This window comes from Rhizobium sp. M1, assembly GCF_002531805.1.
Taxonomy (GTDB): Bacteria; Pseudomonadota; Alphaproteobacteria; order Rhizobiales; family Rhizobiaceae; genus Rhizobium; species Rhizobium etli_C.
In genome coordinates this window covers 1-20,276 of record NZ_NWSW01000029.1, presented here as the reverse complement: position 1 = coordinate 20,276, position 20,276 = coordinate 1, and the positions used below count along the sequence as shown (strand labels likewise).

The 20,276-nt window shown below is 62.0% G+C and carries 16 protein-coding genes; 9 read left to right on the top strand and 7 right to left on the bottom strand.

Annotated features, from left to right (window positions below):
- Positions 1-31: 31 nt before the first annotated feature.
- Genes uvrA through CO655_RS25190 form a run of 3 tightly spaced genes read left to right on the top strand, consistent with a single transcriptional unit; the run spans position 32 to position 4,243 of the window.
- Positions 32-2,953 carry an excinuclease ABC subunit UvrA gene (uvrA, locus tag CO655_RS25200; RefSeq protein ID WP_097667258.1) on the top strand — a complete coding sequence of 974 codons (2,922 nt, stop codon included), beginning with the start codon at positions 32-34 and terminating at the stop codon, positions 2,951-2,953.
- Positions 2,950-3,411 (top strand): GNAT family N-acetyltransferase, encoded by a 462-nt coding sequence (locus CO655_RS25195; RefSeq protein WP_097607988.1) that lies wholly within the window; start codon positions 2,950-2,952, stop codon positions 3,409-3,411. The genes uvrA and CO655_RS25195 overlap by 4 nt, the downstream gene beginning before the upstream one ends.
- Before the next feature lie 25 nt (positions 3,412-3,436).
- Entirely contained in the window at positions 3,437-4,243 is an 807-nt protein-coding gene (locus tag CO655_RS25190) for a DUF72 domain-containing protein (protein WP_097607989.1), read from the top strand.
- Between the two features lie 6 nt (positions 4,244-4,249).
- On the opposite strand, the gene CO655_RS25185 is transcribed toward CO655_RS25190, so the two are convergent.
- Positions 4,250-5,722: an NAD(P)H-hydrate dehydratase gene (locus CO655_RS25185; RefSeq protein ID WP_097607990.1), complete on the bottom strand. Its 1,473-nt coding sequence runs from the start codon at positions 5,720-5,722 to the stop codon at positions 4,250-4,252.
- 343 nt (positions 5,723-6,065) lie between these two features.
- On the opposite strand from CO655_RS25185, the gene CO655_RS25180 reads away from it, so the two are divergent.
- From CO655_RS25180 to hspQ, 3 genes are all read left to right on the top strand, one after another.
- The gene (locus tag CO655_RS25180; protein WP_003539626.1) at positions 6,066-6,404 is read left to right on the top strand and encodes a P-II family nitrogen regulator; all 339 of its coding nucleotides are present in this window, start codon (positions 6,066-6,068) and stop codon (positions 6,402-6,404) included.
- 78 nt (positions 6,405-6,482) lie between these two features.
- A complete protein-coding gene (gene glnA / locus CO655_RS25175) occupies positions 6,483-7,892 on the top strand; it encodes a type I glutamate--ammonia ligase (protein ID WP_004671872.1) in 1,410 nt (469 codons plus the stop codon).
- A 158-nt stretch (positions 7,893-8,050) separates the two neighbouring features.
- Positions 8,051-8,380 (top strand): heat shock protein HspQ, encoded by a 330-nt coding sequence (gene hspQ / locus CO655_RS25170; protein WP_008526562.1) that lies wholly within the window; start codon positions 8,051-8,053, stop codon positions 8,378-8,380.
- 288 nt (positions 8,381-8,668) lie between these two features.
- Here hspQ and CO655_RS25165 read toward each other — a convergent pair whose 3' ends face one another.
- Positions 8,669-9,322 (bottom strand): invasion associated locus B family protein, encoded by a 654-nt coding sequence (locus CO655_RS25165; protein WP_010030460.1) that lies wholly within the window; start codon positions 9,320-9,322, stop codon positions 8,669-8,671.
- Between the two features lie 288 nt (positions 9,323-9,610).
- On the opposite strand from CO655_RS25165, the gene CO655_RS25160 reads away from it, so the two are divergent.
- Together CO655_RS25160 and CO655_RS25155 are read left to right on the top strand one after the other, a co-directional pair.
- Entirely contained in the window at positions 9,611-11,413 is a 1,803-nt protein-coding gene (locus CO655_RS25160; protein ID WP_097607992.1) for an extracellular solute-binding protein, read from the top strand.
- Between the two features lie 70 nt (positions 11,414-11,483).
- Positions 11,484-12,155 carry a DsbA family oxidoreductase gene (locus tag CO655_RS25155; RefSeq protein ID WP_097667257.1) on the top strand — a complete coding sequence of 224 codons (672 nt, stop codon included), beginning with the start codon at positions 11,484-11,486 and terminating at the stop codon, positions 12,153-12,155.
- 100 nt (positions 12,156-12,255) lie between these two features.
- Here the strand turns inward: CO655_RS25155 and CO655_RS25150 are convergent, their stop codons facing one another.
- The 3 genes from CO655_RS25150 to CO655_RS25140 all read right to left on the bottom strand — a co-directional run bounded on the left by CO655_RS25150 (position 12,256) and on the right by CO655_RS25140 (position 16,631).
- Positions 12,256-12,723 carry an OsmC family protein gene (locus CO655_RS25150; RefSeq protein WP_097667256.1) on the bottom strand — a complete coding sequence of 156 codons (468 nt, stop codon included), beginning with the start codon at positions 12,721-12,723 and terminating at the stop codon, positions 12,256-12,258.
- Between the two features lie 102 nt (positions 12,724-12,825).
- Entirely contained in the window at positions 12,826-16,329 is a 3,504-nt protein-coding gene (gene mfd / locus CO655_RS25145) for a transcription-repair coupling factor (protein WP_097667255.1), read from the bottom strand.
- A complete protein-coding gene (locus tag CO655_RS25140; protein WP_003579224.1) occupies positions 16,326-16,631 on the bottom strand; it encodes a succinate dehydrogenase assembly factor 2 in 306 nt (101 codons plus the stop codon). Before CO655_RS25140 ends, mfd begins: the two co-directional genes overlap by 4 nt.
- A gap of 92 nt (positions 16,632-16,723) precedes the next feature.
- Between CO655_RS25140 and recG the strand changes: the two genes are divergently transcribed.
- Positions 16,724-18,829: an ATP-dependent DNA helicase RecG gene (gene recG / locus CO655_RS25135; protein ID WP_097667254.1), complete on the top strand. Its 2,106-nt coding sequence runs from the start codon at positions 16,724-16,726 to the stop codon at positions 18,827-18,829.
- Between the two features lie 77 nt (positions 18,830-18,906).
- Here recG and CO655_RS25130 read toward each other — a convergent pair whose 3' ends face one another.
- Positions 18,907-19,614: a DUF502 domain-containing protein gene (locus CO655_RS25130; protein WP_085859497.1), complete on the bottom strand. Its 708-nt coding sequence runs from the start codon at positions 19,612-19,614 to the stop codon at positions 18,907-18,909.
- A gap of 135 nt (positions 19,615-19,749) precedes the next feature.
- Positions 19,750-20,276, bottom strand: a 527-nt coding sequence (locus CO655_RS25125) for an SIS domain-containing protein (protein WP_141514361.1), incomplete at its 5' end; no start/stop codon positions are given.

Below are 20,276 nucleotides of genomic sequence, written 5' to 3'. Positions count from 1 at the left end.
GGCTGTTATCCAGAAAACCAAAGCAGAGACGATGAGCGAACTGAAGACGATCTCCATCCGCGGCGCGCGCGAGCACAATCTGAAGAGCATCGATCTCGATCTGCCGCGCAACAAGCTGATCGTCATGACCGGTCTTTCGGGCTCGGGCAAATCCTCGCTCGCCTTCGACACGATCTACGCCGAGGGCCAGCGGCGTTATGTCGAGAGCCTTTCGGCCTATGCCCGGCAGTTCCTCGAAATGATGCAGAAGCCCGATGTCGACCAGATCGACGGGCTGTCGCCGGCCATTTCGATCGAGCAGAAGACCACCTCGCGCAACCCGCGCTCGACGGTCGGCACCGTCACCGAGATCTATGACTATATGCGCCTGCTCTTTGCCCGTGTCGGCGTTCCCTATTCGCCGGCGACGGGCCTGCCGATCGAAAGCCAGACGGTCAGCCAGATGGTCGATCGCATCCTCGCTTTCGGCGAAGGCACCCGTCTTTATATTCTCGCCCCGCTCGTGCGCGGGCGCAAGGGCGAATACAAGAAGGAACTGGCGGAGCTGATGAAGAAGGGCTTCCAGCGCGTCAAGGTGGACGGCCAGTTCTACGAGATCGCCGAGGCGCCGGTTCTCGACAAGAAATACAAGCACGACATCGACGTCGTGGTCGACCGCATCGTCGTGCGCTCCGATGTCTCGGCGCGCCTGGCCGACAGCCTGGAGACCTGCCTGAAGCTCGCGGACGGGCTGGCAGTCGCCGAATTCGCCGACAAGCCGCTGCCGCCGGAAGAGACCTCGGCCGGCGGCTCGGCCAACAAGTCACTGAACGAAACGCATGAGCGCGTGCTGTTTTCGGAGAAGTTCGCCTGCCCGGTCTCGGGCTTCACCATCCCGGAGATCGAACCCCGGCTGTTTTCCTTCAACAATCCCTTCGGCGCCTGCCCGACCTGCGACGGCCTCGGCGCCCAGCAGAAGATCGACCCCGACCTGATCGTGCCCGAGCCAGAGCGGACACTGCGCGACGGGGCGATCGCGCCCTGGGCCAAGTCGACCTCGCCTTACTACAACCAGACGCTGGAAGCGCTCGGCAAACATTACGGCTTCAAGCTCGGCACCCGCTGGAACGATCTTTCCGACGAGGTCAAGAACGTCATTCTCAACGGCACCGACGACAAGATCGAATTCCACTACGCCGACGGCGCGCGCTCCTATACGACCCACAAGAACTTCGAGGGCATCATCACCAATCTCGAGCGCCGCTGGAAGGAGACGGATTCCGCCTGGGCGCGCGAAGATATCGAGCGTTTCATGTCGGCCGCCCCCTGCCCTTCCTGCAACGGCTATCGCCTGAAACCCGAAGCGCTCGCCGTGAAGATCAACAGGCTGCATATCGGCGAAGTCACCGAGATGTCGATCCGCATCGCCCGCGACTGGTTCGAGACGCTGCCGGCCAGCTTCAACGCCAAGCAGAACGAGATCGCCGTGCGCATCCTCAAGGAAATCCGCGACCGGCTGCGCTTCCTCAACGATGTCGGCCTGGAATATCTCAGCCTGTCGCGCAACTCAGGCACGCTGTCGGGCGGAGAGAGCCAGCGCATTCGCCTCGCATCGCAGATCGGCTCGGGCTTGACGGGCGTGCTTTACGTGCTCGACGAGCCGTCGATCGGCCTGCATCAGCGCGACAATGCCCGATTGCTCGACACGCTGAAGCACCTGCGTGACATCGGCAATACGGTCATCGTCGTCGAGCATGACGAGGATGCGATCCTGACGGCTGACGACGTCGTCGACATCGGCCCGGCGGCCGGCATCCATGGCGGCCAGGTCATCGCCCATGGCACGCCGCAGGATATCATGGACAACCCGAAGTCGCTGACCGGCAAATATCTCTCGGGCGAACTCGGCGTGCCGGTTCCAGACGAGCGCCGCAAGCCGAAGAAAGGCCGCGAGATCAAAGTCGTCGGCGCGCGCGGCAACAATTTGAAGAATGTCACGGCCGCGATCCCGCTCGGCGTCTTCACAGCGGTGACCGGGGTCTCCGGCGGCGGCAAGTCCACCTTCCTGATCGAGACGCTGTATAAATCGGCGGCGCGCCGCGTCATGGGTGCGCGCGAAATCCCCGCCGATCATGACCGGATCGACGGCTTCGAGCATATCGACAAGGTGATCGACATCGACCAGTCGCCGATCGGCCGCACGCCGCGCTCGAACCCGGCGACCTATACCGGCGCCTTCACGCCGATCCGCGACTGGTTCGCCGGCCTGCCGGAAGCCAAGGCGCGCGGCTATCAGCCGGGCCGCTTCTCCTTCAACGTCAAGGGCGGACGCTGCGAAGCCTGCCAGGGCGACGGCGTCATCAAGATCGAGATGCACTTCCTGCCCGACGTCTACGTCACCTGCGACGTCTGCCACGGCAAGCGCTACAACAGAGAGACGCTCGACGTCACCTTCAAGCAGAAGTCGATCGCCGACGTGCTCGACATGACGGTAGAGGAAGGCGTCGATTTCTTCGCGGCAGTGCCGGCGGTGCGTGACAAGCTGCAATCGCTGAAGGATGTCGGCCTCGGTTATATCAAGGTCGGCCAGCAGGCCAACACGCTTTCCGGCGGCGAGGCGCAGCGCGTCAAGCTTGCCAAGGAGCTGTCGAAGCGCTCGACCGGGCGTACGCTCTATATTCTCGACGAACCAACGACCGGACTGCATTTCCACGACGTCGCCAAGCTGCTCGAAATGCTGCACGAGCTGGTCAATCAGGGCAATTCGGTTGTGGTGATCGAGCACAATCTCGAAGTCATCAAGACGGCCGACTGGGTGCTCGATTTCGGCCCCGAGGGCGGCGATGGCGGCGGCGAAATCGTCGCAACCGGCACCCCCGAAGCAATCGTCAAGGAGAAGCGTTCCTATACCGGACACTTCCTCAAGGAATTGCTGGAACGGCGGCCGGCCAAGAGGGCGGCTGCGGCGGAATGACGATGAGGCTGGCGTCACGTGACGATCTCCAAACGATCACGACGCTGACGGCAGCCGCCTATCTGCCCTATACCGAACTCTTCGGCTCGCCACCGATCCCGGTGACGGAAGACTACACGCCACGGATCGAACGCGGCGAGGTGTGGCTGCGCGATATCGGCGGCGAAATCGCAGGGCTCACGGTCGTCGAGCGACATTCGGATCACCTCATGCTGTTCAGCATCGCGGTCTCGCCGGCCTTTCAGCGTGCCGGCCACGGGCTGGCGATGCTCGAATGGCTGGAGGGCAAGGCGCGGGAATGGGCACTGCCAGAGATCCGGCTCTATACCAATGCTCGGATGGAACGGAATATAGCGCTTTATCGCGCCTTCGGATTTCAGGAAACGGGTCGCCGGCCGAACCCGTATCGGCCAGGATGGTCCCTCGTCGACATGACGAAAGAGATTTATGCGGCCTGAGTGGCTGCCAAAAGGGGAGGACGACATGACGAAATCCGGCATTATCCGCACCGGCATCGGCGGCTGGACCTTCGAGCCCTGGCGCGGGCATTTCTTTCCCGATGATCTCAAGCAGAAGGACGAGCTGCATTATGCCAGCCGCCAGCTGAAGGTCATCGAGGTCAATGGCACCTATTACAGCACCCAGAAGCCGGCCGTCTTTGCCAAATGGGCAGCCGACGTGCCCGACGGTTTTATCTTTTCGCTGAAGGCGACGCGGTTCGTCACCAATCGGCGGGTGCTCGCCGAGGCCGGGGAATCGATGGAGCGGTTCCTGTCATCTGGAATCGGTGAGCTCGGCGATCATCTCGGGCCGCTGCTCTGGCAATTCGCGCCGACGAAGAAGTTCGATCCGGAAGATTTCGAGGCCTTCCTGAAGCTGCTGCCGGCAAAACAGGACGGGCTTTCGCTTCGCCACGTTGTCGAGGTCCGGCACGATTCCTTCAAGGTGCCGGAATTCGTCGCCCTGCTTGCCAAATACGGCGTGGCACCGGTCTGCGCCGAACATTTCGAATATCCGATGATCGCCGACGTCACGGCCGATTTCGTCTATGCCAGACTGCAGAAGGGATCGGACGATATTGCGACCTGCTATCCCGACAAGGACTTGAAGGCCTGGGCGGACCGGCTCGCGACCTGGGCGGAAGGCAAGGTACCCGACGATCTGCCGCTGATCGATAAAGGCCGCACGGTCAAGGTCGAGCCGCGCGACGTCTTCGCCTTCATGATCCATGAGGGCAAGGTGAATGCGCCGCATGGGGCGATCGCCCTACAGAAATTGCTCGAGAAATAGATTGAGCTACAACGGCAGTACCGCCGCTGCGAGATCCTCCGCCGTCAGCCCTTTGCCGGCGCGGCGGGCGGCCTCTCCATGCAGCCAGACGCCGGCGGCCGCCGCCTCGAAGGCCGGCAGGCCCTGGGCGAGCAATCCGCCGATGATGCCGGCGAGCACATCGCCGGACCCGGCGGTCGCAAGCCAGGCCGGCGCATTGGTATTGATGAGCGCGCGGCCGTCCGGCGAGGCGATGGTGGTATCGGCGCCTTTATAGACGATCGCGGCATTGGCGCGGCGGGCGGCGGCGAGCGCCTTGTCGACCTTGCCCAGCGCATCGTCGCCGCCGATATCGGGAAACAGGCGCGAAAATTCGCCCTCATGCGGCGTCAGCACCAGGCGCGGCTCGCCTCGGAAAAGATCGAAAAGCCGTTGCGGATCGTCCTTGAATGAGGAGATGCCGTCGGCATCGAGCACCAGCCGGCGTTCGGTAAGCGTCGAGACGAAGGCGCGCGCTCGGGCGCCGATGCCGAAACCGGGACCGAGGACGAAGGTCTGCAGCCGCCGGTCCGAGAGCCAGTCTTCGAGTTCGGCGGCATCGTCGATCGCATGCAGCATCACGGCTGTGAGATGCGCGGCATTGGCGGCCATTGCTGCAAGGGGCGCTGCAATCGTTACCAGCCCGGCGCCGGCCTTCAGGCCGGAGGCCGCCGACATGCGCGCGGCACCCGTCTTGTCGGCCTCGCCTGAGAAGACGACCAGATGGCCGCGCTTGTATTTATGCGTCTCCAACTGCTCCGGCGGCAGTACGGCCTTCCAGGCATCCGGCGTGTTCTCGGCGATGAGACCGCCTGCCTCGGCCCTGATGATGCGGGCGGGAATGCCGATATCGAAGACCGCCAGCTCGCCGCATAGCTCCCTGCCCGGCATCAGCAGATGGCCGGGCTTGCGCGTCATGAAGGTGATGGTGTTGCGCGCGCGGAAGGCCGCGCCCAGCACCTTGCCGGTGCGGCCGTCGACGCCGGAGGGCAGGTCGATCGCAAGCACGGGGATATCGGCCTCTGCGACGTGCTCGATCACTGTGCCGACAGCGGCCGGCACCGCGCGACCGAGCCCGGCCCCGAACAGGCCGTCGACGACGACATCGCCGCTTTCGGGCCGATAGAGCTCAAGCCCCTGCCCCTGAAGCGCGCAGCCGGCCCGAGCACGGGCGGCGTCACCCTTCAGCCTGGAGGGATCACCGAGCTGGAAGAGCGCCACCGTCGCTCCGCCTTCCTGCAGATGCCTTGCCGCGACATAGGCGTCGCCACCATTGTTGCCCGGGCCGCAGAGCACGACGAAACGCAAAGCAGCCGGATGAAGCCTGAGCGCGGCAGCGGCGACCGCAGCCCCTGCCCGTTCCATCAGACCGAAGGAGTCGATGCCGGACGCGGCCGCGGCCGTATCGACGGCTGCCATTTCGGCTGGCGTAAGGAGAAGGTCGGAGAGATGTTTGCTCATCAGCCTATTCAATTCAAAAAACGCTCAAAAAACAACCGCATGAACCATCAAGCGAAAGCCCTTATTTTATGCATTTGCCTATCTTTTCACCGAATCGAGATCTGCTTTGGCAATCGCTGGAAAATCTGACTTTCGCGGTTTTCGATCTGATTTTAGGCAGGAGACGATGTTTTTTCACTTCTCCATCACCAAAACCATATCGAATGCCCCGCAAACGCGCCGGTTTTGACAGAATCGGCGTATTTTTTCGAAAAGACGGATTTCAAACTGGCACGATATCTGCATCATATCCGGCGAGCGGGAAACATCCTGCCATAACGGGAGAAGCGGAGAGCATTTTCTCATGAAAAAGATCGAAGCGATCATTAAGCCTTTCAAGCTGGACGAAGTGAAGGAAGCCCTTCAGGAAGTCGGCCTGCAGGGTATCACAGTCACGGAAGCCAAGGGCTTCGGTCGTCAGAAGGGCCACACGGAACTCTACCGCGGAGCCGAATACGTCGTGGATTTCCTGCCGAAGGTGAAAGTCGAGGTCGTGCTGGCCGACGAAAACGCGGAGGCGGTCATCGACGCGATCCGCAAGGCGGCGCAGACCGGCCGCATCGGCGACGGAAAGATCTTCGTCTCCAATGTCGAAGAGGTTATCCGCATCCGCACCGGCGAGACCGGCATCGATGCCATCTGACCACTTTGCCTACCGCGCAAAGTCCGATACCGTCACCGCGCCCACCTATTGTCATTGCAAATTGGAGGAAGGTATTTAATGGCGACCGCAAGCGAAATTCTGAAGCAGATCCAGGAAAACGACGTGAAGTTCGTTGATCTGCGTTTCACCGACCCGAAGGGCAAGCTGCAGCATGTGACGATGGACGTTGCCTGCGTCGACGAAGACATGTTCGCCGATGGCGTGATGTTCGACGGCTCCTCGATCGGTGGCTGGAAGGCCATCAACGAGTCCGACATGGTGCTGATGCCCGATACCGAAACGGTGCATATGGACCCGTTCTTCGCCCAGTCGACCATGGTCATCGTCTGCGACATCCTCGATCCGGTTTCCGGCGAGGCCTATAACCGCGATCCGCGCGGCACCGCCAAGAAGGCCGAAGCCTATCTCAAGGCCTCCGGCATCGGCGACACGATCTTCGTCGGCCCGGAAGCCGAATTCTTCGTCTTCGACGACGTCAAGTACAAAGCAGATCCGTACAATACCGGCTTCAAGCTCGATTCGACCGAACTGCCGTCGAACGACGACACCGATTACGAAACCGGCAACCTCGGCCATCGCCCGCGCGTCAAGGGCGGCTATTTCCCGGTTCCGCCGGTTGATAGCGCCCAGGACATGCGTTCGGAAATGCTGACGGTTCTCTCCGAAATGGGCGTCGTCGTCGAAAAGCATCACCATGAAGTGGCGGCCGCCCAGCACGAACTCGGCATCAAGTTCGACACGCTGGTGCGTAACGCCGACAAGATGCAGATCTACAAATACGTCGTGCACCAGGTGGCGAACGCCTACGGCAAGACCGCGACCTTCATGCCGAAGCCGATCTTCGGCGACAACGGCTCGGGCATGCACGTGCACCAGTCGATCTGGAAGGGCGGCAAGCCGACCTTTGCCGGCGACGAATATGCCGGCCTCTCCGAGAGCTGCCTTTACTATATCGGCGGCATCATCAAGCACGCCAAGGCGATCAACGCCTTCACCAACCCGTCGACGAACTCCTACAAGCGTCTCGTTCCGGGTTATGAAGCGCCGGTGCTGCTCGCCTATTCGGCTCGCAACCGCTCGGCCTCCTGCCGCATTCCTTTCGGCTCGAACCCGAAGGCCAAGCGCGTCGAAGTCCGCTTCCCGGATCCGACCGCAAACCCCTACCTCGCCTTCGCCGCCATGCTGATGGCTGGCCTCGACGGCATCAAGAACAAGATCCATCCCGGCAAGGCCATGGACAAGGATCTCTACGACCTGCCGCCGAAGGAATTGAAGAAGATTCCGACCGTCTGCGGCTCGTTGCGCGAGGCGCTGGAAAGCCTCGACAAGGACCGGAAGTTCCTGACGGCCGGCGGCGTCTTCGACGACGACCAGATCGATGCCTTCATCGAGTTGAAGATGGCAGAGGTGATGCGTTTCGAAATGACGCCGCACCCGGTCGAATACGACATGTACTATTCGGCCTGATCAATCGAAGACCGAAAGCCCCGGCTTGCTGGGGCTTTCGCCTCCCACGTCACGAACGGCAGACGGCGAGGATATGACGTTCATGTGACGAACTGGCTCAAAAATCTTGATTTATGAGCCACCAATCACCAAATTCGGTGATGAAAGGAAGTCGTACCATGAAAGAAAGAATAGCAAAGTTCAGTATCGGCGAAGTGGTCCGGCACAAGGTTTTTCCGTTTCGCGGCGTCATCTTCGACGTGGATCCGGAGTTCGCCAATACGGAGGAATGGTGGAATTCCATTCCCGCCGAGGTGCGCCCCAGCAAGGATCAACCCTTCTACCACCTGCTCGCCGAAAATGACGAGAGCGAGTATGTCGCTTATGTCTCCGAGCAGAACCTGGTGAACGACGAAAGCGGCACGCCGCTTCGCAATCCGCAGATCTATCAGATTTTCGATCAAGCCCCGTCAGGGCAGTTCAAACCCAAGATGAGCTTCGCCCACTAGATCAGACGTGCCGATCCATGAAACAAGGCCTCGCCTCTCCCAGCGAGGCCTTTTTCTTTTGGCTTGCGCGGAAAGCCCCTTATCCGGCTGCCGCCACCTTCTCCCTGTTCTGACGGGGAAAAAGGGAATATGCCGCGAACTCTCCGTCCCTCGCTAACGTCTCGCAAGGCACGCCCCCCTTTCACGGCACGAACATACAAGCGAGGCCTAAAGCCCAGCGAGGCAAGCGGTTTATCCATAAAAAAACCCGGCCTGAAGCCGGGTTTCCAATTCAATATGGCGGCAGGATTACTGCGCCTTGGCTGCCTTCTGGGCGTCTTCCAGCTTCTTGCGGGCTTCGTCAGCCTTCTTCTGCATGCCTTCCTGCAGGCTGCGCTGGCTTTCAGCAAGCTTGTTTTCGGTAACCGGTTCGCCGTCATAAGCGCCGGTGAAGCCTTCGAGCGAGATCTTGATCGGGTTCGGGGCGCGGCGGAAGTTGATCGAAGTAAAGATCACGTCGCTGCCCTTCTTGAGGCTGGCGATCATCGCATCGGTCAGCGGGATTTCGGCGGTGCATTTGTCCGGCAGGCAGACGGCGTAATCGAGCTTCTGGCCCTTGCCACCATCGATCTGCATCATGATTCCAGGAGGAATCAGGCGCGCGGTGGGAACGGAGACCTGCAGAATCTTGCGGTTGATCTTGCCGGTGACCGAGATCAGGCCGACGGCCGTGACGAGCTGGCCGCCATTGGCGAGGATCAGGTTCTGGACGACACAGATGTCGTTGTCTTCCTGCTTGGTGCAGGTCTTGTACCAGCCGAGCTTGGGGGCGCCGACGCCCTGGGCCGGACCTGGAGCCGCCGCATCCTGGGCGAAGGAGGAGACCGGAGCCGAAGCGGCGCCGAACATCACTGCCAGAACGGACAGTGCTGCCCGCATTTTCTTTTCAGACTTGAACATCATAACGAATTCCGTCTCCTGATATCCGTTCGGGGCAACGACGTGCCGCCCCAACCATCGGGTCGTTCGGCACTCACCTCATAGAAAAATGAGGCAAATGCATGACCCCGAAACTTCGGGTTCACCTGTTACATCGCAGCGTTCAAGATATCCAGCATTTCTTTGGCAATTCGAGCAGCTATTTCATCGCCGGCGCCAAAGAAATCGCGTCCGCGTGTTGGAATCGGTCGACCCCATGCTAATCTCCGGCGTGAATCGTGCCCATTTTTCGCGGATTTCAAGGATTGCCGAATGCTCCGGATCGTCGTCCCCCTCGTCCTCTCGCTGCTCTGCGGCACCGTCGCTGCCGAACCGCTGCACGGCATCGCGATGCATGGCGAGCCGGCCCTGCCGCCGGACTACAAGAACTTCCCTTACGTCAATCCCGACGTCAAGAAGGGCGGCAAGATCACCTATGGCGTCGTCGGCACCTTCGACAACCTCAACCCGTTCATTCTGAAGAGCATGCGCACGACGGCACGCGGCATGTGGGACCCGGACTACGGCAACCTCGTCTACGAATCGCTGATGCAGCGCTCCAGGGACGAGCCCTTCACGCTTTACGGCCTGCTTGCCCAGACCGTCGAATGGGACGACGACAGGAGCTTCATTCAGTTCAACCTCAATCCGAAGGCAAAATGGTCCGACGGCCAGCCGGTAACGCCCGAGGATGTGATGTTCAGCTTCGAGCTGTTGCGTGACAAAGGCCGCGTCCCTTTCGCCAACCGCCTCAAGGTCGTCGCCAAGATGGAGAAGGTCGGCGAACACAGCGTGCGCTTTACCTTCAATGACAAGGCCGACCGAGAGACGCCTTTGATTTTCGGCCTTTTCCCGGTGCTGCCGAAACATGCGATCGATCCCGAAACCTTTGATCGCACATCGCTGACGCCGCCGGTCGGTTCCGGCCCCTATAAGGTGAAGGTGGTGAAGCCCGGCGAAAGCATCACCTATGAGCGCGACCCGAATTACTGGGGCAAGGACATTCCTGCCAAGGTCGGCACCGACAATTACGATCAGATCACGGTCCAGTATTATCTGCAGGACACGACGTTGTTCGAAGCCTTCAAAAAGGGCGATGTCGACATCTATCCCGACGGTAATCCCGGTCACTGGGCCAATGCCTATAATTTCCCCGCGGTCACCTCCGGGGCTATCATCAAGGACGTGTTCACGCCGAAACTGCCGAGCGGCATGCTCGGCTTCGTCTTCAACACGCGGCGGCCGATCTTTGCCGATCCGAAAGTGCGTGGAGGCCTGTCGCTGGTGTTCGATTTCGAATGGGCGAACAAAAACCTCTATTCCGGCGCCTACAAGCGCACTCAAAGCTTCTGGCAGAATTCCGAGCTTTCGAGCTTCGGCGTGCCCGCCAATGCCGCGGAGCTTGCGCTACTCGGACCGATCAAGGACAAAATCGCCTCCGACATTCTCGACGGTACCTACAAGCTGCCGGTCACCGACGGCTCCGGCCGCGATCGCAACGTGCTGAAGCAGGCGGTCGGGCTGTTGAGGGAGAGCGGCTATACGATTCAGGGCGGCAAGATGGCCGATGCCTCGGGGCGGCAACTCGCTTTTGAAATCATGACGCAGAATGCCGACCAGGAGAAGCTCGCCGTCGCTTACCAGCGTTCGCTGCAGGCGATCGGCATCGCGGCGTCGATCCGCACGGTCGATGATTCGCAATATCAGAGCCGCACGAACAGCTTCGATTACGACATGATCATGAAGTCCTTTACCTCGTCGCTGTCGCCTGGAAACGAGCAGCTCGGCCGCTGGTCTTCGGCTGCCCGCACGCGCGAGGGCTCGGACAGCTTTGCCGGCGCCAATGATGCCGATCTCGACACGCTGATCGATCATCTGCTGAGGGCGCGCTCGGCGGAAGAATTCACCGCGGCGGTTCGCTCCTACGACCGCCTGCTGCTGTCGAGCCACTACGTGCTGCCGCTCTATCACATGGACCAGCAGTGGGTGGCGCGCAGCAAGCGCATCGGCCATCCCGACACGGTACCGCTTTATGGCTATCAGCTGCCGATATGGTGGGATACAAGCGCCCAATAGAAGCGGCCGAAGGCCTCGGCCCGATGTCTCCACGGAGACGCGCAGATATGCAGATATAAGGAAGATCATCATGGAGCGTATCACCATCGACGTCGTCTCGGATGTCGTCTGCCCCTGGTGCTATCTTGGCAAGGCACGGCTGGAACTCGCCATTGCCGAGGTGCAGGACGAAGTCGGCGTCGATATCAACTGGCGGCCCTATCGGCTCAATCCCGATTACCCTAAGGAAGGCGTCGACCAGAAGAAGGCGCTGGCCGAGAAGCTCGGCGGCGAGGAGCGCGTGGCGCAGGCCCACAAGATGCTGACCGATCTCGGCCGCGAGGTCGGCATCGCCTTTGATTTCGAGGCGATCAAGATCGGCCCGAACACGCTCGACGCCCATCGGCTGATCCACTGGGCGATGATCGAAGGCCGCGAAAAGCAGGACGCGGTCGTCGCAGCCCTGTTCAAAGCGAATTTCGAAGAAGGCTGCAATGTCGGCGACCACGCGGTGCTGCTCGATATCGCCGAAAAGACCGGCCTGGACCGCTCGGTCATCGCCTCGCTGCTCGCCTCCGATGCCGATCGTGATCTGATCGTCGCCGAAATCAACGCAGCGCAGGAAATGGGCGTCAACGGCGTGCCGTTCTTCATCTTCGACCAACAATATGCCGTCAGCGGCGCCCAGACGCCGGATGTGCTGGCGAATGCGCTGCGCGATATCGCCAAGGCGAAAGCCGAGGCGCGATCGGGACTCAACTGAGGCGCCGATGCGCATCGAGATCGAAGAGCCGCGACAGAGTTGGGTCGAGGAAGACTGATCGGCTGGTCAGAACCGCCAGCCGACTGAACAGTATCAGCCTTCATCCCAGAACCGGAATGCAACGCACCTCGGTCTTCACTGAGTTGGCGATGAAGCATTCGTCGTGGGCGCGATGATGCAGCGCCTCGAGCTCGCTCAGCGAGGGCTGCTTGTCGCCACTGAAGACAACACGGGGCTTCAGTGTCACGACAGTCATGGCAAGCCGGCCTTCGGCATTCTTCTCCATGAGGCCCTCGGCGGCATCGGTGTAGCTGTCGACGCAGAAGCGCAGTTTGGCGGCGATCGACAGGAACCAGAGCATGTGGCAGCTGGAGAGCGAGGCGACAAAAGCTTCCTCCGGATCGACGGCGTCTTCGGCGGAATAAGGAAGCGGAACGACATGTGAGGACGAGGACGCCCTCACCTCGATGCCGCCGTCGAAGGTCCAGCGGTGGGAGCGGCTGTAGCGGTTGTCGGTGAAGGTTTCGCCGTTGCGCTCCCAGACGATCGTTGCGCCGTATGTCGCCATGCCTGCCTCCCTCTTCCGGTCTCTTTGACTTTACGCATTCTCGGCAAAAGCGCTTCGCGCTTTGCCTGGCAAAACCGCTGCACACTTTTGCTGGAACTGCTTCTATTTCGCCATCTCGGCCAGTTGCGTCATGATAACAGCGGCGCCCTGCAGGCGCTTTTCCGGTGTCGGCAGGTCGCGGGTCAGGAACAGGCTGTGATCGGGGCGGATCTTCGCCATCGTGCCCTGCTTGCCGATATAACCGACGAGATTTGCCGGGTTCGGGAATTCCTTGTTGCGGAACTGCACGACGACGCCCTTCGGGCCGGCATCGAGCTTTTCGACATTGGCGGTGCGGCAGAGCGACTTGATGTAGACGATCTTCAGGAGATGCTGGACTTCGATCGGCATCGGGCCGAAGCGGTCGATCATCTCGGCGCCGAAGCCGTCGATCTCCTTGAGTTCGGTGAGTTCGCCGAGACGGCGGTAAAGCGCCATGCGCAGATGCAGATCGGGAACGTAATCCTCCGGGATCATCACCGTCGTGCCGACCGAGATTTGCGGCGACCAGCCGGTATCGTGGATCTCGTCGACGCCCTTCACCTCGGCGACCGCCTCTTCCAGCATCTGCTGATAGAGCTCGAAGCCGACTTCCTTGATGTGACCCGACTGTTCCTCACCGAGCAGGTTGCCGGCGCCGCGGATATCGAGATCGTGGCTCGCCAGCTGGAAGCCGGCGCCGAGCGTATCCAGCGACTGCAGCACCTTCAGCCGGCGGTCGGCCGTTGCCGTCAGCACCTTGTTCACAGGCAGGGTGAAGAGGGCAAAAGCGCGCACCTTCGAGCGGCCGACGCGGCCGCGCAGCTGATAGAGCTGGGCAAGGCCGAACATATCGGCGCGATGGACGATCAGCGTGTTGGCTGTCGGCACGTCGAGGCCGGATTCGACGATGGTGGTGGACAGCAGCACGTCGTAACGGCCTTCATAAAAGGCGTTCATGATTTCTTCGAGTTCGCCGGCCGGCATCTGGCCATGAGCGACGGCAACCTTCAGCTCCGGCACGTCGGACTGCAGGAAGGCATGCACATCGGCGAGGTCGGCAAGCCTCGGGCAGACATAGAAACTCTGGCCGCCGCGATAGTGCTCGCGCATCAGCGTCTCGCGGATGACCAGGCTGTCGAAGGGCGAGATGAAGGTGCGCACCGCCATGCGATCGACCGGCGGCGTGGTGATCAGCGACAGTTCGCGCACGCCGGTCATGGCAAGCTGCAGCGTGCGCGGGATCGGCGTCGCCGAAAGCGTCAGCACGTGCACGTCGCTCTTCAGCTCCTTCAGCCGCTCCTTATGCTTGACGCCGAAATGCTGCTCCTCGTCGATGACGAGCAGGCCGAGATTGGCGAATTGGATGCCGGCGCCGAGCAGCGCATGCGTGCCGACGACGATATCGGTCTTGCCTTCGGAGACTTCCTTCTTGGTCAGCGCCAGTTCCTTGGCGCCGACAAGCCGCGAGGCTTGCTGGATGCGCACCGGCAGGCCGCGAAAACGCTCGGAGAAAGTCTTGAAATGCTGGCGCGCGAGCAAGGTCGTCGGCACGACGACGGCAACCTGGACGCCGTTCATCGCGGCGACGAAGGCGGCGCGCAAGGCCACTTCGGTCTTGCCGAAGCCGACGTCGCCGCAGACGAGACGATCCATCGGCCGGCCGGCGCCGAGATCGGAGCGCACCGCATCGATGGCGTTATCCTGGTCCTCGGTCTCGTCATAGGGGAAGCGGGCGGAGAACTCGTCGTAAAGCCCGTCCGGCGTCGTCAGAACAGGCGCGTGGCGCGTCAGACGCTCGGCGGCGATGCGGATCAGCGCGTCCGCCATATCGAGCAACCGCTTCTTGAGCTTGGCCTTGCGCATCTGCCAGGCGCCGCCGCCGAGCTTGTCGAGCTGAGCCTCGGTGCCCTCGCCGCCGTAGCGGGAGAGAAGATCGATGTTTTCGACCGGCAGGAAGAGCTTGGCCTCATCGGCATATTGCAGTTCGAGGCAGGCATGCGGGGCGCCTGCCGCCTCGATGGTCTTGAGGCCGATAAAGCGGCCGATGCCGTGTTCGGCATGGACGACGATCGAGCCCTCGTCGAGGCCAGCGACCTCGGCGATGAAATCGGCGGTACGCTTGCGGCGCTTGGAGCGGCGCACCATGCGGTCGCCGAGAATATCCTGTTCGCCGATGACGACGAGATCGCCGGCCTCGAAGCCGGATTCGAGATTGAGCACGGCGGCAGCGGCCTCGCCTTTGCCCAGCGCCCCGAGATCCTTCAGCGCCTCGACCGGCTTCACCTTTTCCAGGCCATGCTCGTTCAGCACCTGCAGTAGCCGCTCCAGCGAACCTTCGGTCCAGGCGGTGACCAGCACTTTCGCCCCGCCGGCGCGGCGGTCGGCGATATGCTTGACGACGACGTCGAAGATATTGACGCGCTCGGCATCGCCGCCGCCCTCGGCATTCGAGCGAGCCCAGCGCTGGCCCTGGCGGGCTTCGATATTGACGACCCGCCTCGCCTCGCCCTCGATTTCATTGAAAGGGCTGACACGGATCGCGCCGAGCGCGTCGAGCGTCTTGGCGAAAAGCTTGCTGTCCAGGTAGAGCTGCCCCGGCGCCACCGGCTTGTAGGGTGTGCCCTGCGCCATCTGGCCCTTGGCCGGCTGGCCGGAATTCAGGCGGGCGTCGAAATAATCGAGGACAAGCTTGGAGCGTTCTTCCGCCGCCTCCCGCACCGTATGGTCGGTGACGACTCGGAAGCCGCTGAGATAATCGAAAACGGTATCGAGCTTCTCGTAGAAGAACGGCAGCCAATGCTCCATGCCGGGGTAACGGCGGCCTTCGGAGACGGCGAGATAGAGCGCGTCATCACGTGTCGTCGCGCCGAAAGCCGACAGGTAATTCTTGCGGAAGCGGCTGATCGTATCCGGCGTCAGCGTCACCTCGCTCATCGGGTTGAGATCGAGTGAGCGCACCTGACCGGTCGTGCGTTGGCTCGCCGGATCGAAGCTGCGGATCGATTCCAGCGTATCGCCGAAGAAATCGAGGCGGACCGGCTCTTCCGATCCCGGCACGAAGACGTCGAGAATGCCACCGCGCACGGCATATTCGCCGACTTCGCGAACGGTCGCGACGCGGTCGAAACCGTTGCGCTCCAGACGTCCGGCGAGATCGTCCATGCGCAGCTGGTTGCCGGGCCGGGCCGAAAAGCTCAGGCTTTCGATGACATCGTGGGGCGCCACTTTCTGCAGCATGGCATTGGCGGTGACGAGCACGATGGCCGCATGCGGCTTTTTCCGGTGAGCGATGAGGCCGCCGAGTGCGGCAAGCCGACGGGCCGAGGTATCGGCGCTCGGCGAGACGCGGTCATAGGGCAGACAGTCCCAGGCCGGCAGGGTGAGAACCGGAATGTCGGGGGCGACGAAGCCGAGCATCTGCTCGAGATCGGCCATGCGGTGGCCGTCGGACATGACATAGGCGACCGGTTCCCCCGCGCGGGCGAGCTCGGCGAGCAGCAGCGGTTCGAGGCCGGCAGGCACATTGCCGATCGTCAGCGGCTCGGCAATGGCCGCAAGCTTCTTCGCATCGAAACCAGGGATCATTCCGGCGTCCTGAGGGGCTTGTCGAAATCGGGCGTGTAGGCGGCAAGGCGGGCAAACATCGGTGTCTGGAAACGCTCGGGCACCGGCCAGGTTCCCATGATCCAGCGAACAAGATCATTGTCCTCTTCGGCCATGATCGTCTCGAACTCGTCGAGCTCGGCTTCCGAAAGCGTCGCGATCTCGGCTTCGGCGAACTGGCCGAAGACCAGATCCATCTCGCGGATGCCGCGATGCCAGCAGCGGAAAAGGATGCGGCGGCGGCGCGGGTCGAGACCGGCACTCGTGAGCGTGACACCTGTCATGGCATTACCTTCCTGTTGATGCGCCTCTATAGACCCTGGAAAGCGGCTTGTCAGCCTTGCCAAGGCCGCATTGTTCATCGCATTTTGACCGTATGCGCCCCGCCATTCTCGATCCGCTGTTTTCCCCCATTTCGGGCCTTCCGGGCGTCGGCCCGAAGATCGCCGAACTGCTGGTCAAGCTGCTCGGTCGCGAGACGCCGGAGGATTGCCGGGTCATCGATCTCCTCTTCCACGCACCCTTCTCGCTGATCGACCGGCGCAACCAGCCGGGAATCGCTCGCGCGCCGCAGGGCGCGATCGTGACGATCACCGCCCGTGTCGACCGCCACCAGGTGCCGCCGCGCGGCAAGAGCAATGTGCCCTACCGCGTCTTCCTGCATGACGAGACCGGCGAACTGACGCTGGTCTTCTTCCGCGGACAGGCGGCATGGCTGGAAAAGCAGCTGCCGATCGATGCGGAGGTGACGGTTAGCGGCAAGGTCGACTGGTTCAACGGCCGCGCCTCGATGGTGCATCCGGACTATATCGTCAGGGCCGACGAGGCGGAGAACCTGCCGCTGGTCGAGCCGATCTATCCGCTGACGGCGGGGCTTTCGCCGAAGACATTGCGTAAGATCATCGACGCCGCCCTGCCGCGGTTTCCCGAGCTGCCGGAATGGATCGATCTCGCCTTGACGCAGAAACAGGGCCTGCCGTCGATCCGCGACAGCTTCCATATGCTGCACGAGCCGCGCGATCCCGCCGATATCGACCCACAAGCCCCAGCGCGGCGGCGGCTCGCCTATGACGAGTTCCTCGCCGGCCAGCTGTCGCTGAGCCTGGTGCGCCAGCGGCTGCGCAAGGTCGCGGGCCAGCCGGTGCAGGCGACAGGTGCGGTCAGCGGCAAGATCCTGAAGACCCTGCCCTTCTCACCCACATCAAGCCAGAACGAGGCGATCGCCGACATTCTGAAGGATATGGCGGGCACCGAGCGCATGCTGCGGCTGCTGCAGGGCGATGTCGGTTCCGGCAAGACGCTGGTGGCGCTGATGTCGATGGCGGCGGTGATCGAGAGCGGCGGCCAGGCGGTGCTGATGGCGCCGACCGAAATCCTGGCGCGCCAGCACCACGCGACGATCTCGAAATTCGCCGCCTCCGCCGGGCTCGGCATCGAGGTGTTGACCGGGCGCACCAAGGGACGTGAAAGGGAGGAGATCCTGGAGCGCATCGCCTCGGGTGCGGCGCAGATCATCATCGGCACGCATGCGCTGTTCCAGGATACTGTATCTTACGCCAAGCTGATGCTGGCCGTCGTCGACGAACAGCATCGTTTCGGCGTGCATCAGCGCCTCAGGCTGACGGCCAAGGGCATCTCGCCGCACATGCTTGTGATGACGGCGACGCCGATCCCGCGCACCCTGGTGCTCGCCGCCTTCGGCGACATGGACGTTTCCAAGCTCACCGAGAAACCGGCCGGCCGCAAACCGATCCAGACGATCACCGTGCCGATGGAGCGCACCGGCGAAATTGTCGGCCGGCTGCAAAGCGCCCTTGCCGAGGGCAAGAAGGCCTACTGGATCTGCCCGCTGGTCGAAGAATCCGAAGAGCTCGACCTGATGTCGGCCGAGGAGCGGCATGCGACACTTGTTGCCGCGCTCGGCCCCGATATCGGCCTCATCCACGGCCGCATGAGCGGGCCGGAGAAGGATGCGGCGATGATGGCGTTCAAGAACGGCGAGACCCGGCTGCTCGTCGCCACCACCGTCGTCGAAGTCGGCGTCGACGTACCGGATGCGACGATCATGGTGATCGAACATGCCGAACGCTTCGGCCTGGCGCAATTGCACCAGCTGCGCGGCCGCGTCGGGCGCGGCGACGAGGCCTCGACCTGCATCCTCCTCTACAAGGGGCCGCTCGGCGAGACCGGCCATGCCCGGCTTTCGATCATGCGCGAGACCGAAGACGGCTTTCGCATCGCCGAGGAGGATTTGAAACTGCGCGGCGAAGGCGAACTGCTCGGCACCCGCCAGTCCGGCACGCCGGGTTTTCGCATCGCCAGCCTCGAGGCACATGCCGACCTGCTGGAAATCGCCCGCAAGGATGCGGCCTATCTCATCGAGCGCGATCCGGAGCTGACCAGTGACAGAGGACAGGCGATCCGCACGCTGCTCTACCTGTTCCGCCGCGACGAGGCGATCCGGTTCTTAAGAGCAGGATAAAGCGCGCCGCGGCGCTTTAATCTTCTTTCCATGCATATCGTTATCCCAAAACGCCAAACACTTTTGGGCGATATGCATCAATCCGCCTTGGAAACCGCCACAGGCTTCGGCCGCGGCAGATGCTTCTGCTTCGGCTCGGATGGCATGTGTCCGGGTGCGACGAGACCGCCCGAAATCAGGAATTTGGCGGCGTCTTCCGGGCTCATATCGAGCAGGACGATCTTTTCGCGCGGCACGAAGACGAGGAAGCCCGCCGTCGGCACCGGCGTCGGCGGCAGGAAGACGGCGACCATATCCTGGCCCATGGCGTTGAATTTCGAGGCGATTTCGCCTTTTGCGTCGGTGGCGATGAAGACCAGGGCCCAGAGGCCCGGGCTCGGATATTCGATGAGGCCCACCTTCTTGAAGGAATTCGCCTGCTCCTTCAGCACGGTTTCGAAAATCTGCTTCACACTTTTATAGATCGTGCGCACCAGCGGCATGCGCTGGACGATCGATTCGCCGAAACGGACGATGCTTTGGCCGATGAGGTTCTTGCCGAGGAAGCCGACGACGGTGATCAGCACGACGGCGATCAGCAGGCCGAAACCGGGAATGGCGAAATTGAGATAGCTTTCCGGATTCCAGCGCGCCGGAATATAGGGCCTGACCCAGCTGTCCGACCAATGGATGAAGGTCCAGGTCAGCCAGATGGTAATCGCGATCGGCGCGCAGATGATCAGGCCTGCGAGAAAATTATTCCTCAGCCGGGTCGCGACCGGCATTCTGGGGGCGTTGTCGGCCATCGTTTCCTGATGAACTCCATCTCAGTCCTGGACGGGCCGGAACGCCGGCCCTTCCCCCTTGTCCGCACACCAAAATTGCCAGAATTCGGGGCGTCGCACAATATGTTTCGGCGCGAAGGTCCCGCCCCTCCAGGCTTATTCCACGGTCACGGATTTCGCCAGATTGCGGGGCTGATCGACATCCGTGCCCATGAACACGGCCGTGTGATAGGCGAGCAGCTGGATCGGCAGCGAGAAGATCATCGGCGCGATGATTTCATCGACGACAGGCAGGGTAATCGTCGCCATGGTCGGCAGCTTCGAGGCCGCGGCACCGGCTTCGTCGGTGATGAAGATGATGCGGCCGCCGCGGGCTGCGACCTCCTGCATGTTGGAGACGGTCTTTTCGAAGAAACGATCATAGGGGGCAATGACGATAACCGGCATGTTCTCGTCGATCAGCGCGATCGGCCCGTGCTTCAATTCGCCGGCGGCATAACCTTCGGCGTGGATATAGGAAATTTCCTTAAGCTTCAGCGCCCCTTCCATGGCGAGCGGGAAGCTGGTGCCGCGGCCGAGATAGAGCACGTCCTTGCACTTCGACAATTCCCGCGACAGGCTTTCCATCTGCGGCTGGATGAGGTTCAGCACCCGGCTCATGATGCGCGGCATTTCGGCGAGAT

What these genes read in the sequence shown, in the direction of transcription:
- uvrA (WP_097667258.1), top strand. Translation starts at nt 32, where the DNA reads ATGAGCGAACTGAAGACGATCTCCATCCGCGGCGCGCGCGAGCACAAT.
- CO655_RS25195 (WP_097607988.1), top strand. Translation starts at nt 2,950, where the DNA reads ATGACGATGAGGCTGGCGTCACGTGACGATCTCCAAACGATCACGACG.
- CO655_RS25190 (WP_097607989.1), top strand. Translation starts at nt 3,437, where the DNA reads ATGACGAAATCCGGCATTATCCGCACCGGCATCGGCGGCTGGACCTTC.
- CO655_RS25185 (WP_097607990.1), bottom strand. Translation starts at nt 5,722, where the DNA reads ATGAGCAAACATCTCTCCGACCTTCTCCTTACGCCAGCCGAAATGGCA.
- CO655_RS25180 (WP_003539626.1), top strand. Translation starts at nt 6,066, where the DNA reads ATGAAAAAGATCGAAGCGATCATTAAGCCTTTCAAGCTGGACGAAGTG.
- glnA (WP_004671872.1), top strand. Translation starts at nt 6,483, where the DNA reads ATGGCGACCGCAAGCGAAATTCTGAAGCAGATCCAGGAAAACGACGTG.
- hspQ (WP_008526562.1), top strand. Translation starts at nt 8,051, where the DNA reads ATGAAAGAAAGAATAGCAAAGTTCAGTATCGGCGAAGTGGTCCGGCAC.
- CO655_RS25165 (WP_010030460.1), bottom strand. Translation starts at nt 9,322, where the DNA reads ATGATGTTCAAGTCTGAAAAGAAAATGCGGGCAGCACTGTCCGTTCTG.
- CO655_RS25160 (WP_097607992.1), top strand. Translation starts at nt 9,611, where the DNA reads ATGCTCCGGATCGTCGTCCCCCTCGTCCTCTCGCTGCTCTGCGGCACC.
- CO655_RS25155 (WP_097667257.1), top strand. Translation starts at nt 11,484, where the DNA reads ATGGAGCGTATCACCATCGACGTCGTCTCGGATGTCGTCTGCCCCTGG.
- CO655_RS25150 (WP_097667256.1), bottom strand. Translation starts at nt 12,723, where the DNA reads ATGGCGACATACGGCGCAACGATCGTCTGGGAGCGCAACGGCGAAACC.
- mfd (WP_097667255.1), bottom strand. Translation starts at nt 16,329, where the DNA reads ATGATCCCTGGTTTCGATGCGAAGAAGCTTGCGGCCATTGCCGAGCCG.
- CO655_RS25140 (WP_003579224.1), bottom strand. Translation starts at nt 16,631, where the DNA reads ATGACAGGTGTCACGCTCACGAGTGCCGGTCTCGACCCGCGCCGCCGC.
- recG (WP_097667254.1), top strand. Translation starts at nt 16,724, where the DNA reads ATGCGCCCCGCCATTCTCGATCCGCTGTTTTCCCCCATTTCGGGCCTT.
- CO655_RS25130 (WP_085859497.1), bottom strand. Translation starts at nt 19,614, where the DNA reads ATGGCCGACAACGCCCCCAGAATGCCGGTCGCGACCCGGCTGAGGAAT.